At 60.7% G+C, this 16,322-nt stretch carries 16 protein-coding genes and 1 riboswitch; of the genes, 11 read left to right on the top strand and 5 right to left on the bottom strand.

The features are described 5' to 3' along the window. Positions 1-155: 155 nt before the first annotated feature. From GIW69_RS22530 to purM, 3 genes are read right to left on the bottom strand one after another with little or no spacing between them, the layout of a single operon-like run. Positions 156-869 carry a DUF3108 domain-containing protein gene (locus GIW69_RS22530; RefSeq protein WP_236484972.1) on the bottom strand — a complete coding sequence of 238 codons (714 nt, stop codon included), beginning with the start codon at positions 867-869 and terminating at the stop codon, positions 156-158. 8 nt (positions 870-877) lie between these two features. Then, a complete protein-coding gene (gene purN / locus GIW69_RS22525; RefSeq protein ID WP_236484971.1) occupies positions 878-1,528 on the bottom strand; it encodes a phosphoribosylglycinamide formyltransferase in 651 nt (216 codons plus the stop codon). Between the two features lie 11 nt (positions 1,529-1,539). Further along, positions 1,540-2,598: a phosphoribosylformylglycinamidine cyclo-ligase gene (gene purM / locus GIW69_RS22520; protein ID WP_236484970.1), complete on the bottom strand. Its 1,059-nt coding sequence runs from the start codon at positions 2,596-2,598 to the stop codon at positions 1,540-1,542. 372 nt (positions 2,599-2,970) lie between these two features. Here purM and GIW69_RS22515 point away from each other — a divergent pair, with 372 nt between their 5' ends. From GIW69_RS22515 to GIW69_RS22495, 5 genes are all read left to right on the top strand, one after another. Continuing rightward, positions 2,971-4,035 carry a DUF2066 domain-containing protein gene (locus GIW69_RS22515; RefSeq protein WP_236484969.1) on the top strand — a complete coding sequence of 355 codons (1,065 nt, stop codon included), beginning with the start codon at positions 2,971-2,973 and terminating at the stop codon, positions 4,033-4,035. A gap of 42 nt (positions 4,036-4,077) precedes the next feature. Next, the gene (locus GIW69_RS22510; RefSeq protein WP_236484968.1) at positions 4,078-5,151 is read left to right on the top strand and encodes an AI-2E family transporter; all 1,074 of its coding nucleotides are present in this window, start codon (positions 4,078-4,080) and stop codon (positions 5,149-5,151) included. Positions 5,152-5,373: 222 nt separating this feature from the next. After that, positions 5,374-6,078, top strand: coding sequence for a DnaA regulatory inactivator Hda (gene hda, locus GIW69_RS22505; RefSeq protein ID WP_042558310.1), 705 nt, complete (start codon positions 5,374-5,376; stop codon positions 6,076-6,078). A 209-nt stretch (positions 6,079-6,287) separates the two neighbouring features. Then, positions 6,288-6,905, top strand: a complete 618-nt coding sequence (locus GIW69_RS22500) for an NlpC/P60 family protein (RefSeq protein WP_236484967.1) — start codon at positions 6,288-6,290, stop codon at positions 6,903-6,905. Between the two features lie 218 nt (positions 6,906-7,123). Beyond that, positions 7,124-7,660, top strand: coding sequence for a C40 family peptidase (locus tag GIW69_RS22495; protein ID WP_236484966.1), 537 nt, complete (start codon positions 7,124-7,126; stop codon positions 7,658-7,660). A 125-nt stretch (positions 7,661-7,785) separates the two neighbouring features. Here the strand turns inward: GIW69_RS22495 and GIW69_RS22490 are convergent, their stop codons facing one another. Both GIW69_RS22490 and GIW69_RS22485 read right to left on the bottom strand, forming a co-directional pair. Next, positions 7,786-9,099, bottom strand: coding sequence for a PQQ-dependent sugar dehydrogenase (locus GIW69_RS22490; protein WP_236484965.1), 1,314 nt, complete (start codon positions 9,097-9,099; stop codon positions 7,786-7,788). A gap of 64 nt (positions 9,100-9,163) precedes the next feature. Further along, positions 9,164-9,748 (bottom strand): hypothetical protein, encoded by a 585-nt coding sequence (locus tag GIW69_RS22485; RefSeq protein ID WP_236484964.1) that lies wholly within the window; start codon positions 9,746-9,748, stop codon positions 9,164-9,166. A gap of 166 nt (positions 9,749-9,914) precedes the next feature. Next, positions 9,915-10,147, top strand: a riboswitch (cobalamin riboswitch). A gap of 81 nt (positions 10,148-10,228) precedes the next feature. Here GIW69_RS22485 and cobO point away from each other — a divergent pair. From cobO to GIW69_RS22455, 6 genes are read left to right on the top strand one after another with little or no spacing between them, the layout of a single operon-like run. Further along, entirely contained in the window at positions 10,229-10,840 is a 612-nt protein-coding gene (gene cobO, locus GIW69_RS22480; RefSeq protein ID WP_236484963.1) for a cob(I)yrinic acid a,c-diamide adenosyltransferase, read from the top strand. After that, positions 10,837-12,237: a cobyrinic acid a,c-diamide synthase CobB gene (locus GIW69_RS22475; protein WP_236484962.1), complete on the top strand. Its 1,401-nt coding sequence runs from the start codon at positions 10,837-10,839 to the stop codon at positions 12,235-12,237. Before cobO ends, GIW69_RS22475 begins: the two co-directional genes overlap by 4 nt. Next, complete coding sequence (bluB, locus tag GIW69_RS22470) at positions 12,234-12,884, top strand: 5,6-dimethylbenzimidazole synthase (protein WP_236484961.1); 651 nt, start codon at positions 12,234-12,236, stop codon at positions 12,882-12,884. Before GIW69_RS22475 ends, bluB begins: the two co-directional genes overlap by 4 nt. Beyond that, entirely contained in the window at positions 12,881-13,789 is a 909-nt protein-coding gene (cbiB, locus tag GIW69_RS22465; protein ID WP_236484960.1) for an adenosylcobinamide-phosphate synthase CbiB, read from the top strand. Before bluB ends, cbiB begins: the two co-directional genes overlap by 4 nt. Next, positions 13,782-14,777 (top strand): threonine-phosphate decarboxylase CobD, encoded by a 996-nt coding sequence (cobD, locus tag GIW69_RS22460; protein ID WP_236484959.1) that lies wholly within the window; start codon positions 13,782-13,784, stop codon positions 14,775-14,777. The genes cbiB and cobD overlap by 8 nt, the downstream gene beginning before the upstream one ends. Then, positions 14,774-16,225 carry a cobyric acid synthase gene (locus GIW69_RS22455; protein WP_236484958.1) on the top strand — a complete coding sequence of 484 codons (1,452 nt, stop codon included), beginning with the start codon at positions 14,774-14,776 and terminating at the stop codon, positions 16,223-16,225. Before cobD ends, GIW69_RS22455 begins: the two co-directional genes overlap by 4 nt. The last annotated feature ends 97 nt before the right edge of the window (positions 16,226-16,322 follow it).

The raw sequence follows: 16,322 nt of genomic DNA, 5'->3' as shown, positions 1-16,322 counted from the left end.
GCAAAAGCTGATGGCGCTGATGGGCTGAGAGGCCCTTTATTTTTCAGATCGCAGAAAAGCAAATGCCCCGACAAGTCGGGGCATTTGCTTTTAACCGGGACAGATTGTGTTTTCACACAGCCTGAATTGTCGGGGCTTTTTGTGTGGGCGTTGGCTTAGCTGCCTTTGACCGCTTTGCCGTTGACCGTGCCGTCCTGGAGCATGATGTTGTACTCCTTGCCGTCGGTCTCGACCTGTTGCAGGCGAACCAGCAGGTAATCCCAATCCTTGGCGAACCACAGGACGGTGATGCGTTTGCTTTGTGTCGGATCACGTACGCGTTCGACCTTGATGGCCTCGATCTGGCCAGCCTTGGTTTCGACTTTTTCCGAACCCAGCACGCGGAAGTCATAAGTGTCGACTTCGCCATCATCAACGACCTGATAGCTCATGCTTTTCTTGCCGGCCGCCACGTCATGTTGCAGGGCCAGCTGGTACGTGGATTTATCGACCATGCCACGATTGAGCGGAATCTTCACCGCGTCGCCGCGATCGGTGCCGGTGACCATTTTGGTCGACCAGTCGAAATCCAGATCGGCTTTCTTCGCCTTGCCCAGACCGCCACGTTCGAAGTGGTAGGACTGTGGCAGGAGGGTGTCCTTGTCGAGGGTCAGGGTGCTTTCTTCACTCAGGCTGGCGATCATCATCGACGCCTTGAAGCTGAGTTTCCAGACGCCGTTGGCTTCCTTTGTCAGGCTGCGTTCGGCGGTGCCACTCATGGGCAGTTGTTTCCAGTCGGCGGTGTAGCTGGCGGAGAACGGTTGAAGGTCTGCCGCCTGTGCCAGTGGCAGGGCGAACAGAGCGCAAGCGAAGAGCAGGGCGCGACGCATAATATCTCCTAGTTTCGAATCAAGTGGCCGCTGGCCGCGAGGGGCAGGCCATCCAGTGATGCACCGTGCTCGCCGAGGCTGAGCCGGCCTTCGGCAAACCAGCGTATGGCCAACGGGTAGATCAGGTGTTCCTGCGCATGTACCCGTTGGGCCAGACTCTGCGGCGAATCATGCAACTCTACCGGTATTACTGCCTGTACGACCAGTGGCCCGCCATCGAGTTCCTCGGTGACAAAGTGCACGGAGCAGCCGTGTTCGGCGTCGCCGGCCTCCAACGCGCGCTGATGAGTGTGTAACCCTTTGTATTTGGGCAGCAGCGACGGGTGGATATTGAGCAGGCGACCCTGATAGTGACGAACGAAGTCAGCGCTGAGAATGCGCATGAAGCCGGCCAGTACCACGAGTTTCGGATTGAATTCGTCGATCAGTGCGATCAGGGCGGTATCGAAGGCCTCGCGACCTTCGAATGCCTTGTGGTCCAGGGAGCGGGTTTCGATGCCCGCGTCCCTGGCGCGTTGCAGGCCGTAGGCATCGGCGCGATTGGAAATCACCGCAGCGACACGGACCGGGCTGTCGCCGGTGCGTGTGCTGTCGATCAAGGCCTGCAAGTTGCTGCCGGTGCCGGACAACAGCACCACGACATCACAGGTCTGGGACATCCGCTCTTGCATCAGTGTGCCTTGAGGTTCTTCAGTTCGACCTGCGCCGCGCCTTCGGCAGCGTCAGAGATCTGGCCGATGACCCAAGGCTGTTCGCCGGCGTCACGCAGGGTATTCAGGGCCACTTCAACATGTTCCTGAGCTACGCAGATGACCATGCCGACGCCGCAGTTCAGTACGCGGTGCATTTCGGTCTCGTCGACGTTGCCTTTTTCTTGCAGCCAGTCGAACACGGCAGGGCGGTTCCAGCTCGCCACGTCAACCACGGCTTGAGCGCCTTTTGGCAGAACGCGCGGGATGTTGTCCAGCAGACCGCCGCCGGTGATGTGGGCCATGGCTTTGACCGCGCCGGTGTCTTTGATCAGCTTGAGCAGCGGCTTCACGTAGATGCGGGTCGGAGCCATCAGCAGGTCGGTCAGCGGCTTGCCATCGAGCTGGATGTTTTCGATGTCGGCGCCGGAGACTTCGATGATTTTGCGGATCAGCGAGTAGCCGTTGGAGTGCGGGCCGGACGATGGCAGGGCGATCAACGCATCACCGGCAGCGACTTTCGAGCCGTCGATGATTTCCGACTTCTCGACAACACCGACGCAGAAACCGGCCAGGTCGTAGTCTTCGCCTTCGTACATGCCAGGCATTTCAGCGGTTTCGCCGCCGACCAGGGAGCAGCCGGACAGTTCGCAGCCGGCGCCGATGCCGGTCACGACCTGGGTCGCGGTTTCGACGTTGAGCTTGCCGGTGGCGTAGTAGTCGAGGAAGAACAGCGGCTCGGCGCCGCACACCACCAGGTCATTGACGCACATGGCGACCAGGTCGATGCCGATGCTGTCGTGCTTGTTCAGGTTCAGTGCCAGACGCAGCTTGGTGCCGACGCCGTCGGTGCCGGAAACCAGCACTGGCTGCTTGTAGCCGGCCGGGATTTCGCAGAGGGCGCCGAAACCGCCCAGGCCGCCCATGACTTCCGGGCGCGCAGTGCGCTTGGCGACGCTCTTGATGCGTTCGACCAATGCTTCACCGGCGTCGATGTCTACACCGGCGTCCTTGTAGCTCAGGGAGGGTTGCTTGCTCATGATCCAGGCCTTTTAGGGGGGATTCAGGGGTAACGACCGAGTTCAGCGGGTGCACCGAAATCGACGGGGGCGATAGCCTCACGCGAGTTTTTCGGGACGCCCGGTTGTTGCCGGTCTGCGAAGGCGCGCGATTTTATCAGGCTTGAAGGGCAGCGGCCATCCTCGTGCCGACGGGCAGGGCATATCAGCCGAAATAAATACGGTTGAAGCGGCGAGCGACCTGTATAAGTTGTCGCGATTAACCGTCTATCGTTAGGCATGTGCAAAAACTTACCGCCAGCGTGTGAATGTTTTGCGCGGGCATGCGGTCACAGCCTTGCTCAATCGGTTCACGCGGCCTGTTCCAGCCGCTCTTGTCGACGGGAATCTTCCATGCGTTTGTGTAAATTATTGTTTGTAGGCTGCTTGTCTCTGGTCAGCCTGGCGAGTCATGCCGAATCCCTCAAAGGCCTTTATCAAGTGCGTGAGCCGGTCAACGGCCAGGCGCCGGAAGAGCGCGACCGCGCCATCCAGGGTGCACTGGATACACTGGTGCTGCGTCTGACCGGCGATGCCAAGGCGCCGCAGAATCCCGGGCTGGCGGCGATCCGAAAGGATCCGCAGCAGATCATCAGCCAGTTTGGTTTTGATGCCGGGCCCCCGGAAGTGCTCAAGGTCGATTTCGATCCGGCCACCACCGAGCAGGCGTTGCGCCGTGCCGGGCTGGCGTTGTGGGGCGCCAATCGCCCATCCATCCTGAGTTGGTGGTTGAACGATTCTACGGAAGGTTCGAGTCTGGTCGGCGACGGACAGGCCAGTGCCGCGCCGTTGCGTCGTGCCGCGCAACATCGAGGTTTACCGCTGCGTTTGCCGCTGGCGGATCTGAGTGAGCAACTGGTCGCCACTGCGCCGACGCTGGAAGGCACCGATCCTGCGCCGTTGCGTAACGCATCGGAGCGCTACAACGCCGACGGATTGCTTGCGGTGCATGCGCGCGAAGAAGGCGGGCAGTGGCAGGCCAAGTGGCATTTGTGGCTGGGCGATCAGAAAGAGGCGGGGAGCGTGCAAGGCGCCGATCAGGCGGCTGTGACCGATGCCGTGATGCTGGCGGTGGCTCAGCGTCTGGCGCCGCGCTTTGTCGCCAAACCGGGTGTGGCGGGCCAGCAAGTGCTCGAAGTGCAAGGCATGAATCTGGAACATTACGCGGCGCTGCTGCGTTTGCTCGAACCGTTCGGCGTGCGGCTGCAAAGCGTTGAAGGCGACCGCATTGTGTATCGGGTCAATGGCAGCGCCGAGCAATTGCGCGCACAGTTGTCGTTGGCCCGTTTGCAGGAGGTTCCGGTCGGTGAAGCGCCTGCGCCTGTGCCTGCACCGGTGCAGCAACCGTCCACTGAGGGTGCGACGCCGGCAGTAACACCTGCCCCGGCGCTGACGCCGACGTTGCGGTTCCGTTGGTGAATTTTTCTTTCTTTATATAGATGCTTGAAACAGGAGTGGTAAATGGCCGATTCACGGCGTTGGTTCTGGCTCGGTGGGGTTGTCCTGCTTTGCGTGTTCGTCTGGTTGCTGCACCCGATCCTGACGCCGTTCCTCGTCGCGCTGCTGCTGGCGTATCTGTTCGATCCGCTGGTGGATCGTCTGGAAAAGCTTGGTTTGTCCCGCACCTGGGGTGTGATTGCGGTGTTTGCGCTGTTCACCCTGATTGTCACCGCGCTGATGCTGGTGCTGGTGCCGATGCTGGCCAAACAGCTGCTGCGTTTGTATGAACTGGCGCCGCAGATGCTCGACTGGTTGCAACACACAGCGGTGCCGTGGGCGCAGGCGAAGCTGGGGTTGTCGGACGGCTTCTGGAAGTTCGACAAGGTCAAGGCTGCAATCAGCGAACACATGAGTCAGACCACCGACATCGTTGGCATCGTGCTGAGCCAGGCCACGGCTTCAAGCCTGGCGTTGATCGGTCTGTTGGCAAATCTGGTGCTGATCCCGGTAGTGAGTTTCTACTTGCTGCGGGACTGGGACGTGATGATGGCCAAGATTCGCAGTCTGTTGCCACGTAACCGCGAAGAGCGTGTCGTTGCGCTGGCTGGTGAATGCCACGAAGTGCTGGGGGCGTTTGTTCGTGGACAATTGCTGGTGATGCTGGCGTTGGGCGTGATTTACGCGGCCGGGCTGATGATTGTCGGTCTGGAGCTGGGACTGCTGATAGGGTTGATCGCAGGTCTGGCGGCGATCGTGCCTTACATGGGTTTTGTGATCGGTATCGGTGCGGCATTGATTGCCGGGTTGTTCCAGTTCGGTGGCGATCTGTATCCGATGATCGGCATCGTCGCGGTGTTCATGATCGGCCAGGCGCTGGAAGGCATGGTGCTGACGCCATTGCTGGTCGGGGATCGGATCGGCCTGCACCCGGTGGCGGTGATTTTTGCGATCCTGGCTGGCGGCGAACTGTTCGGCTTCACCGGTGTGCTGCTGGCTTTGCCGCTGGCAGCAGTGATCATGGTGTTGGTGCGACACGTTCATGACTTGTACAAGGATTCGGGAATTTACAGCGGCGTCGACGATCCTGAACTTTAATGTTTGCGCGCGAGCGGCCCGACGGTGAGTCGGGTTGGCTCGCGTCATGCACGCAATCCTTGCCCGGGCTGCGTCAGAGAAACTGGCATAAAACCAGCGTATTAACGCAAACCTTTGATTTTGCTTAATGTCTGTCGCATTGTGTACACCGCTTCACGGGTATAAACTTCGCAAACTTTACACAGAGGCCACTAACGGTTCCCTGAGAACTGTTCAGTCAGCATGAAACCGATTCAGCTGCCCCTAGGTGTGCGTCTGCGTGACGACGCCACCTTTATCAACTACTACCCAGGCGCCAATGCCGCTGCACTCGGCTATGTCGAGCGCCTCTGCGAAGCCGACGCCGGGTGGACCGAAAGCCTCATTTATCTGTGGGGCAAGCACGGGGTAGGGCGTACGCATCTGTTGCAGGCGGCCTGCTTGCGCTTCGAACAGATGGGCGAGCCGGCGGTGTATTTGCCGTTGGCCGAGTTGATGGATCGCGGCACCGAAATCCTCGATAACCTTGAGCAGTACGAACTGGTTTGCCTGGATGATCTTCAGGTGATTGCCGGCAAGGCTGACTGGGAAGAGGCCATGTTCCACCTGTTCAACCGACTGCGTGACAGCGGTCGACGTTTGCTTATCGCGGCTTCCACGTCGCCGCGTGAGCTGCCAGTCAAACTGGCTGACCTCAAATCCCGCCTGACCCTGGCGCTGATTTTTCAGATGCGCCCACTCTCCGACGAAGACAAATTGCGTGCGCTGCAGTTGCGCGCGTCCCGTCGCGGATTGCACCTCACCGATGAAGTCGGGCATTTTATTTTGACCCGCGGCACTCGCAGCATGAGCGCGCTTTTTGATTTGCTGGAGCAGCTTGATCAGGCTTCCTTGCAGGCTCAGCGCAAGCTCACCATCCCTTTCCTGAAAGAGACGCTAGGCTGGTAAGTCTTGGCTTTCAGCGGGTTTGGGCAACGTTCAGGCGCCAGAAAATATGCTTTTCTGCACAGTAGCAGCCTGCGTCGGCACCAACGGGTTTGGGCGCTTAGATGTAAACGAGAAACCGGGAAGTCACATAAAGTTCGATTGAATTTGCAAATGAGGTTGATAGCGGGCATAGTCTCGCCTTCTTTACAACTTCAGCCACGGTCGTGCCCATGCTAAAGCGCTTCGCACCCCTCGTGCCTCTCGCACTCGTTACCCTGTTGTACGGTTGCGCTGCTCACTCTCCAGTTCAAGAGCAGCCACAACAGATCAAGAATTCTGCTACCGCTCAGTCTTCCGTTATTTATCAGGAAGAGCTGGACACCGAGAAAGCACTGTCGGACTTCAATGGCAAGAAGCCTTACCAGCTTCCTGTTCTGGCCGACAGCATCCTCGAACGCGGCATGTCCCTCATCGGTACCCGTTACCGTTTCGGCGGCAGCTCTGAAGCCGGCTTCGATTGCAGCGGTTTCATCGGCTATCTGTTCCGCGAAGAGGCCGGCATGAACCTGCCGCGCTCGACTCGCGACATGATCAACGTTGATGCGCCACTGGTTGCGCGCGCCAATCTTGAGCCGGGCGATCTGTTGTTCTTCGCCACCAATGGTCGTCGCGGTCGTGTCAGTCACGCCGGGATCTATTTGGGCGACAACCAGTTCATCCACTCCAGCAGCCGCCGCAGCGGTGGTGTACGCATCGACAACCTCGGTGACAGCTACTGGAGCAAGACCTTCATCGAAGCGAAACGCGCTCTGGCCAACGCGCCGACCGTGGTCACTGCTCGCAAGTAATCGTGGTTTATCGCCACGCCCGTGGCGATAAACCAGCTGTTATCGAGTTAGTAGACTTGGACTTTACAAGGTGAAGTTAAAGTCTTACTTGAAGTTTGCTGTGTAGCCGCTAGAATCTCATCCTATATTGATGGCAAACCGCCTGCGTCCTACGCAGGCGGTTTTGTTTTCCGCCTTTTCGGCAGAAAAAGCCGCAGCCAGATCAGGATGTTCTGCTAATGACGACGTCGGCCCGCCTCACTTTGATGTTGTTCGCAGCGCTGCTCAGCGCTTGCGCCAGTCGCACACCGCCCCCTGGGCCGGTGGTTCGCGCCCCGATCGTATTCGGCCCTTCCCAGACTTTTTCTCCCGTGGCTGAAGACGTGCTGTTTCGCGCGCTCGGCCTCGTCGGCACCCCCTATCGCTGGGGCGGCAACACGCCTGACTCGGGTTTCGATTGCAGCGGTCTGATCGGCTTTGTTTACCGTGATGCCGCCGGTATCAGCTTGCCGCGCTCCACGCGCGAACTGATCGTCATGCAGGCGCCGAACGTGGGTAAAGAAGGCCTTCAAACCGGCGACCTGATTTTCTTCGCTACCAATGGTGGTTCGCAGGTCAGTCATGCGGGGATCTACGTTGGTGAAGGGCGTTTCGTTCATGCGCCGGCCACCGGTGGGACGGTGAAGCTGGACAGCCTGTCGAAGGCGTATTGGCAAAAGGCTTACCTAAGCGCCAAGCGAGTGTTGCAGCCGGAACATCTGGCGCACAACCCATAGAATCAAAGGCGACCCCTCTGCAGGAGTGAGCCTGCTCGCGATAGCCTCGCATCAGTCAACATAGATTTCGACTGAGACGACGCATCGCGAGCAGGCTCACTCCTGCATTGGTTTTGTGTCAGGCGTTATTTGGTGGAGGACACCCGCCACACCTTATTCCCCACATCGTCCGCCACCAGCAGCGCACCCTGCTTGTCGATCGTCACGCCAACCGGCCGGCCCATGGCTTTCTCATCTTTATTGAGGAAACCGGTCAGGACATCAACCGGTTGCCCGCTCGGTTTGCCCGCCGCGAAGGGCACAAAAATCACTTTGTAGCCACTGTGCGGCTTACGGTTCCACGAACCGTGCTGGCCGATGAAGGCGCCATCCTTGAATTGCGCCGGCAGGCTGTTGCCTTGCGCGAAGGTGAAACCCAGCGAGGCTGTATGCGGGCCGACGGCGTAGTCCGGCGCAATGGCTTTCTGCACCAGCTCCGGATTCTGGGGCGTAACGCGCACGTCGATGTGCTGGCCGTAATAACTGAAAGGCCAGCCATAGAACGCGCCATCCTTGACTGACGTGATGTAGTCCGGCACCAGGTCACTGCCGATTTCATCGCGCTCGTTGACCGATGTCCACAGCGCGCCACTCTGCGGTTCCCAATCCATGCCGTTGGGGTTGCGCAGGCCTGAGGCAAAGATCCGGTGATTGCCGGTGGCGCGATCCACTTCCCAGATCGCCGCGCGACCTTCTTCTTTATCGAGACCGTTTTCACCGACGTTGCTGTTCGAGCCGACGGTAACGTAAAGCTTGCTGCCGTCCTGGCTGGCGATGACATTTTTTGTCCAGTGGTGGTTGAGCGTGCCACCGGGCAGATCGACCACCTTGATCGGCTCCGACTTGATTTCGGTCGCGCCGGGTTCGTAGTTGAAGCGCAGCAGTCGATCGGTGTCGGCGACGTACAGGTCATTGCCGACCAGAGTCATGCCGAAGGGTGAATGCAGATTCTGCAAGAACACCGTGCGAGTCTCGGCCACGCCGTCTTGGTCGGCATCGCGCAGCAGCGTAATACGGTTTGCGCTCGGCACGCCGGCACCGGCGCGCCCCATGACTTTTTTCATGACCCAGCCGCGAATGCCTTTGCTGTCATCGGGCTTGGGCGGTGCATTGGTTTCCGCCACCAGCACATCGCCGTTGGGGAGCACGTAGAGCCAGCGCGGGTGATCAAGGTTTTCCGCGAACGCCGTCACCTGAGTGCCGGCCGCCGCTGTCGGTTTTGCACCGTCGGGCCAACCGATCGCCGGGGCGATATTCACGGTGGGTATCATGGTTTTGTTCGGTTCAGGCAGTTTCGGAGACGGGCCGGTGCCGTCGGACACTTGCAGACTGGAGGTTTCACCACAAGCGGCGAGCCCTCCGGCGAGCGCGATGACAAAAACGAGCTGGGGCTTGCGCATGGCGGATCCTCTCTATGAATGTTCTTAAACATAGAGAAGCGCGCGAGCCCGATGGTTCAACCGCTCAACCGCGGGCCTCTTTGAACAGCACCGCGACACCCGGATGATAGTTGCCCGCTTCGTTGTGCAACTTGTGATAGGCGTAAGGAAAATACCAGGCCACGGCGCAGCAGTGTTCCTTTTGCAGGTCGTCGACCATGTCTTGCAGTTCTTCGGGGCTGGCGCGCTGCCCGGCCTTTTGCGGCGCAACGAACAGGCAGCCGAGCCTGAGGTCGCTGGCGTAGCTGATGCGCTTGGCGTCGCTAGTGATGTCGAGCAGGGCTTGGGCCAGATTGAGGTTGTTGACCTTGGGCCAGCGCTGAGTGACCTGAATGAATGCGCGATCTTCCGCGCCGGCGATAAACAGATCGGCGCGGGCATTGCGCTCGCCTTCTTCGTTCTGTTTGCGCGTGGCGGTTTGCTGCAAGGTCACCAGCTCGGCCATCCACGCCGCTGCCGAAAGCAGGCCAAGATTGGCTTTTTCGTCATGCCAGTAAGGCGTGTCGTTATCGCCGCGCACGGCGTTGTAACGATCGATACAGTCAAACCAGCGTTCCAGCACCGGGCGCAGAAACTCCAGCCGCGGATTACTGATGCTCATGCCTTGCATGGGATTTCCCCTTGTTATTGTGATTCACGCTTTTGAATCAAGCGCGTGGCTCTTTGATATCACTGTGCGGGGCATGGCACAAGATTGGCGTCAGATAATTGATAGGTGGCAGTTATTCGCGCACTTCACCGGCCTCTCGATTGACGCTCCACCCCCAACCCTCTAACCTTCGCCGCTTGTTTCAGGTGCTCTGTGACCCAGTGTCGACAGAGTGAAACAGGGAAGCCGGTGAGGGTTGTCTTCAGACGAAGCGCAATCACGATCCCGGCGCTGCCCCCGCAACGGTAAATGAGTAAACGCTGCGCCATATGCCACTGTGTCGATCACGATGCGGGAAGGCGCGCAGCCAGGCCAACGCCGCTCATGAGCCCGGAGACCGGCCTGATCCATCCAGCGGCATCACGGTGGGCGATGCCAGGCTTTTTGCCGTCTATTCTTGTGCCTGCCCGCCGTTATCCAGCCTCAACGGAGAGCTCCCCCATGACCGATTCCCCTGAACGCGACGAGCGTCATCTGGCGCGCATGCAGCGCAAAAAAGCCGTGATCGACGAGCGCATCGCCAATTCCCCGAACGAATGCGGCCTGCTCCTGGTGCTGACCGGCAACGGCAAAGGCAAAAGCAGTTCGGCATTCGGCATGCTCGCCCGCGCCATGGGCCACGGCATGCAGTGCGGCGTGGTGCAATTCATCAAGGGACGTAACAGCACCGGCGAAGAGCTGTTTTTCCGCCGCTTTCCCGAGCAGGTGCGTTTCCATGTGATGGGCGAAGGTTTTACTTGGGAAACCCAGGATCGTCAGCGTGACATCGCCGCCGCCGAAGCCGCTTGGGAAGTTTCCCGCGAACTGCTGCGTGACCCGGCCATCGGCCTGGTCGTGCTGGATGAGCTGAACATTGCCTTGAAGCACGGATACCTCGATCTCGATCAAGTGCTCAGCGATTTGCAGGCCCGTCCGCCGATGCAGCATGTGGTCGTCACCGGTCGCGGCGCCAAGCCTGAAATGATCGAAATGGCCGACACCGTCACCGAAATGGGCGTCATCAAGCACGCCTTCCAGGCCGGCATCAAAGCGCAGAAAGGCGTCGAATTGTGAGTCAACCACGTCATTGCCCGGCGGTACTGATCGCCGCGCCGGCCTCCGGTCAGGGCAAGACCACCGTCACCGCCGCGCTGGCCCGATTGCATCGCAATCAGGGGCGCAAGGTGCGCGTGTTCAAATGCGGCCCGGACTTTCTCGACCCGATGATTCTCGAGCGCGCCAGCGGTGCGCCGGTCTATCAATTGGACATGTGGATGGTCGGCGAGCAGGAAAGTCGTCGCCTGTTGTGGGAAGCAGCCGGCGAGGCCGATCTGATCCTGATCGAAGGTGTCATGGGTTTGTTCGACGGCACGCCGTCGAGCGCCGATCTGGCGCGGCATTTCGGTGTACCGGTGCTTGGTGTAATCGACGGCACCGCCATGGCGCAGACCTTTGGCGCACTGGCGCTGGGTCTGGCGCGCTATCAGCCGGATTTGCCGTTTGCCGGCGTGCTGGCCAACCGCGTCGGCACTTTGCGTCACGCGCAATTGCTGGAAGGCAGCCTCACCGAAGGCCTGCGCTGGTACGGCGCGTTATCCCGGGAAACCGGTATCGAGCTGCCGAGCCGACACCTCGGTCTGGTACAGGCCAGCGAACTCAATGACCTCGACATGCGCCTCGATGCCGCTGCCGATGCACTGGCCAGCAGTTGCGAGGTCGCGCTGCCACCGGCCGTTGAATTCGCCGCGCCGGACGTGCTCGCCGCCGAACCGTTGCTGGCGGGCGTGCGCATCGCCGTGGCACGTGACGAAGCGTTTGCCTTCACCTACGGCGCCAGCCTCGATCTGTTGCGGGCGATGGGCGCCGATTTGAGTTTCTTCTCGCCAATCCGTGATTCGCAATTGCCCGAGGCTGACAGCCTGTATTTGCCAGGTGGCTATCCGGAACTCCATCATGTCGCGCTCGGCCAAAATACACCGATGCTCGATGCCATTCGCGCCCATCATGCGGCCGGCAAACCGCTGCTCGCCGAGTGTGGCGGCATGCTGTATCTGCTCGATTCGTTGACCGATGTCGACGGCACCCGCGCTGAATTGGTGGGTTTGCTGAAGGGCGATGCGGTAATGCAGAAGCGTCTGGCAGCGCTGGCGTTGCAAGCAGTGGATTTGCCGGAGGGTTCGCTACGCGGACACACCTATCATCATTCGTTGACCACCACCGAAATGGCACCGATCGCGCGTGGCCTGAGCCCGAACGGCGGGCGCGGGGCCGAGGCGGTTTATCGGGAAGGGCGGATGACGGCTTCGTATGTGCACTTTTATTTTCCGTCGAACCCGGCGGCTGTCGCGGCACTGTTTGCGCCGGACCTTGAGGCCGCCATCGCTGGCAAGCCAGCTCCCACAGTCGACGGTGTAATGCCTGAAGAAATGCAGTCCCCTGTGGGAGCTGGCTTGCCAGCGATGGGGCCATGACCGACAACGCATTTTCCGAAGCCGAGCGCGCAGCGGTCTACAAAGCCATCGCTGAACGCCGCGACATGCGCCACTTCACCGGCGGCACCATCGAGCCGCCATTGCTGCGCCGCCTGCTCGAAGCCGCGCATCAGGCGCCGAGTGTCGGTCTGATGCAGCCGTGGCGCTTCATCCGCATCAGCGACCGCGCCTTGCGCAGCCAGATCCAGAGCCTCGTGGAAGAAGAACGTGTCCGCACCGCCGAAGCCCTTGGCGAGCGCAGTGACGAATTCATGAAGCTCAAGGTCGAAGGCATCAACGACTGCGCCGAGGTGCTGGTCGCCGCGTTGATGGCGGATCGCGAAAAGCATATTTTCGGTCGCCGCACGCTGCCTGAAATGGACATGGCGTCGTTGTCCTGCGCCATCCAGAACCTATGGCTCGCCTCGCGCGCCGAAGGGCTGGGCATGGGCTGGGTGTCGTTGTTCGATCCGCAAGCGCTGGCCGATCTGCTGAAATTACCGGTTGGCGCGAAGCCTATGGCGGTTCTTTGCCTGGGGCCGGTCAAGGAATTCTATCCGGCGCCGATGCTGGTACTCGAAGGGTGGGCGCAGGCGCGTCCGCTCAATGAGTTGCTGTACGAAAATTATTGGGGAGTGAGTCAATGAGTGTGGCGTTGTTGAGTGTCGCCGCGGTTGCGCTGGATGCGCTGCTGGGTGAACCGAAACGCTGGCATCCGCTGGTGGGGTTCGGCCGTTTTGCCGGGCGCATCGAGCAACGTTTCAACGGCGGTGGCCGGGGCTGGCGCAGTCATGGCGTCACCGCGTGGGTGATCGCGGTGGTGCCGCTGACGCTGTTGGCCACCGCACTGTCGTGGGCGCCTTATGTGGGCTGGATCGTCGACATTCTTGCGCTGTATTGCGCCCTCGGCATGCGCAGCCTCGGCGAGCACGTCGGGCCGGTGGCAAAAGCCCTGCGCGGCGATGATCTGGAAGAGGCGCGCAAGCGTGTCGGCTATCTGGTCAGCCGTCAGACCAACGAACTGGACAGCACTGCCGTCGCCCGCGCCGCCACCGAGTCGGTGCTGGAAAACGGCAGCGACGCGGTATTCGCCGCGCTGTTCTGGTTTGCCGTGGCTGGCGCGCCCGGCGTCGTGCTCTATCGCTTGAGCAACACGCTCGACGCCATGTGGGGTTATCGCAACGAACGCTTCGAACGGTTCGGCTGGGCGGCGGCGAAAATCGACGACGTGCTCAACTACATTCCTGCACGGCTGGTGGCAATGACCTACGCGCTGCTGGGCAATACCCGACTCGCACTGAAGTGCTGGCGCATCCAAGGCCCGACCTGGGACAGCCCGAACGCCGGCCCGGTGATGGCGGCGGGTGCCGGCGCGCTGGGTGTTGAACTGGGCGGCCCGGCCATTTATCACAGTGAACTGCATGAGCGCCCGCAACTTGGCGAAGGCCCGCCGGCGGATGCTGACTCCATCGACCGAGGCTGGCAATTGGTACAACGCGGCGTATGGTTGTGGCTGCTGATTCTCTGCGTCGGGGCTGAATTCTATGCTTGAGCACGGTGGGCGGTTGCGCAGGGCGGCGCACGAATACGGGATCGACGAAGCCGATTGGCTCGATCTGTCCAGCGGGTTGGCACCGTGGGCATTTGCGGTGCCCGAGATTCCGTTGCGGGCCTGGGCGCGATTGCCGGAAACCGATGACGGTCTGGAACAGGCCGCGTGCGATTACTACGGCGCTGCGCAGGTCTTGCCAGTCGCCGGTTCGCAAATGGCTATCCAGTTGCTACCGCGCCTGCGCCGGGCGGGCAAGGTCGGCGTGCTGTCGCCGTGTTACGCCGAGCACGCCGAAGCCTGGCGCCGCAACGGTTACATCGTTCGCGAAGTGCTGGAGCACGAAGTCGATTTTTTCGTCGACAGCCTCGACGTGCTGGTGGTGGTCAATCCGAACAATCCCACTGGCCTGAGTCTGACACCGGCACGCCTGCTCGACTGGCATGCACGGCTGGCGCAGCGGGGCGGATGGCTGGTGGTCGATGAAGCGTTCATGGACAACACGCCCGAGTTGAGTCTGGCGCCGTTCGCCCATCGGATCGGTTTGATCGTGCTGCGTTCGTTCGGCAAGTTTTTCGGTCTCGCTGGCGTGCGGCTGGGATTCGTATTGGCCGAGCGCAAATTGCTCAAACTGCTCGCCGAACAGGTTGGGCCGTGGGTAGTGAGCGGGCCGACCCGCGTGTTGGGGCAAGCCTGTCTGCGAGACACCGAAGGCCATACCCGTCAGCGCATTCGCAGTGAAGAGGCCAGCGAGCGTCTGGCGCAAATTCTTGAGCGGTATGGCTTCAAGCCTCAGGGTGGTTGCGCGCTGTTTCAGTGGCTGATCACCGATCAGGCTGCGGCGCTGTATGAATTCATGGCCCGACGCGGCATTCTCCTGCGCCTCTTCACGCACAACAGCAGCCTGCGTTTCGGCCTGCCCGCCGACGCAGTCGAAGAGGCGCGACTCGAACACGCGCTGCAAGCTTTCTGCAAGGAAACGACCGCATGACCACCCTGATGGTGCAAGGCACGACGTCCGACGCCGGCAAAAGTACGCTGGTGACGGCACTGTGTCGCTGGGCTACCCGGCAGAATGTCGCGGTCGTGCCATTCAAGCCGCAGAACATGGCGCTCAACAGCGCAGTGACCGCCGACGGCGGCGAGATCGGTCGCGCGCAAGCGGTGCAGGCGCAAGCGGCGTTTCTCGAACCGCACACCGACATGAATCCGGTGTTGCTCAAGCCGAATAGTGACACCGGCGCCCAAGTCATCATCCATGGCCGTGCCGTCACCAGCATGAACGCCGTCGCCTATCACGACTACAAAGCCATCGCCATGCAAGCGGTGCTCGCCTCTCATGAGCGACTCAGCGCGGCGTATCCGCTGGTGATGGTCGAAGGCGCGGGGTCGCCGGCAGAGATCAACCTGCGTGCCGGCGACATCGCCAACATGGGCTTTGCCGAGGCGGTCGATTGCCCGGTGCTGTTGATCGCCGACATCAATCGTGGCGGGGTTTTCGCGCATTTGGTCGGGACCCTGGAATTGCTGTCGCCGAGCGAGCAGGCGCGGGTCAAGGGCTTCATCATCAACCGTTTTCGCGGCGACATCGCTTTGCTGCAACCGGGCCTCGACTGGCTCGAGCAACGCACCGGCAAACCGGTGGTGGGCGTGTTGCCTTACGTGATGGATCTGCATCTGGAGGCCGAGGACGGCATCGACCTGCGCCAGACCGACAAAGCCGAGCAAGTTTTGAAAGTCGTAGTGCCGGTGCTGCCGCGCATCAGCAACCATACTGACTTCGATCCGCTACGTTTGCATCCGCAGGTGGATCTGCAATTTATCGGGCCGGGTATGGCGATTCCTGCGGCCGATCTGATCATCCTGCCGGGTTCGAAAAGCGTGCGCAGTGATCTGGCGTACTTGCGCGCCAATGGTTGGGATACCGCCATCAGTCGCCATTTGCGCTACGGCGGCAAAGTGCTGGGGATCTGCGGCGGTCTGCAAATGCTCGGTGAGCAGGTTCACGATCCGCTAGGGCTGGAAGGCGCGCCGGGTTCGAGTGCCGGTCTCGGTCTGCTGGCGTTTGAAACACAACTCGAAGCCGACAAGCAATTGCGCAACGTGCGCGGGCGGCTGGCGCTGGAAGATGCTGCGGTCAGTGGTTATGAAATCCATGCCGGCGTGACCACCGGGCCGGCGCTTGAACATACCGCCGTGTATCTGGATGACGGTCGTTGCGACGGTGCACAGAGTCTTGATGGGCAGGTGTTCGGCACGTATCTGCATGGGTTGTTTGAATCGCCCGAGGCGAGCGCCGCATTGTTGCGCTGGGCCGGGTTGAGCGATGTGCAGGATGTCGATTATCACGGCTTGCGTGAGCGCGACATCGAGCGGTTGGCGGATCTGGTGGAGAAGCATTTGGACACGGGGTTGTTGCGTGAACTCTGTGGGATTTAGGGTGAATGTCCCGGCCCTATCGCTGGCAAGCCAGCTCTCACAGGTTTTGATATCGCTTGCCAATTTCGTGAACGACTCCGAACCCTGTGGGAGCTGG

Origin of the sequence: Pseudomonas syringae (assembly GCF_021605415.1) — a bacterium.
In the GTDB taxonomy this organism is placed as follows: Bacteria; Pseudomonadota; Gammaproteobacteria; order Pseudomonadales; family Pseudomonadaceae; genus Aquipseudomonas; species Aquipseudomonas syringae_S.
The sequence above is the reverse complement of the archived record's forward strand: the minus strand, read 5'-3'. Positions and strand labels throughout refer to the sequence as shown.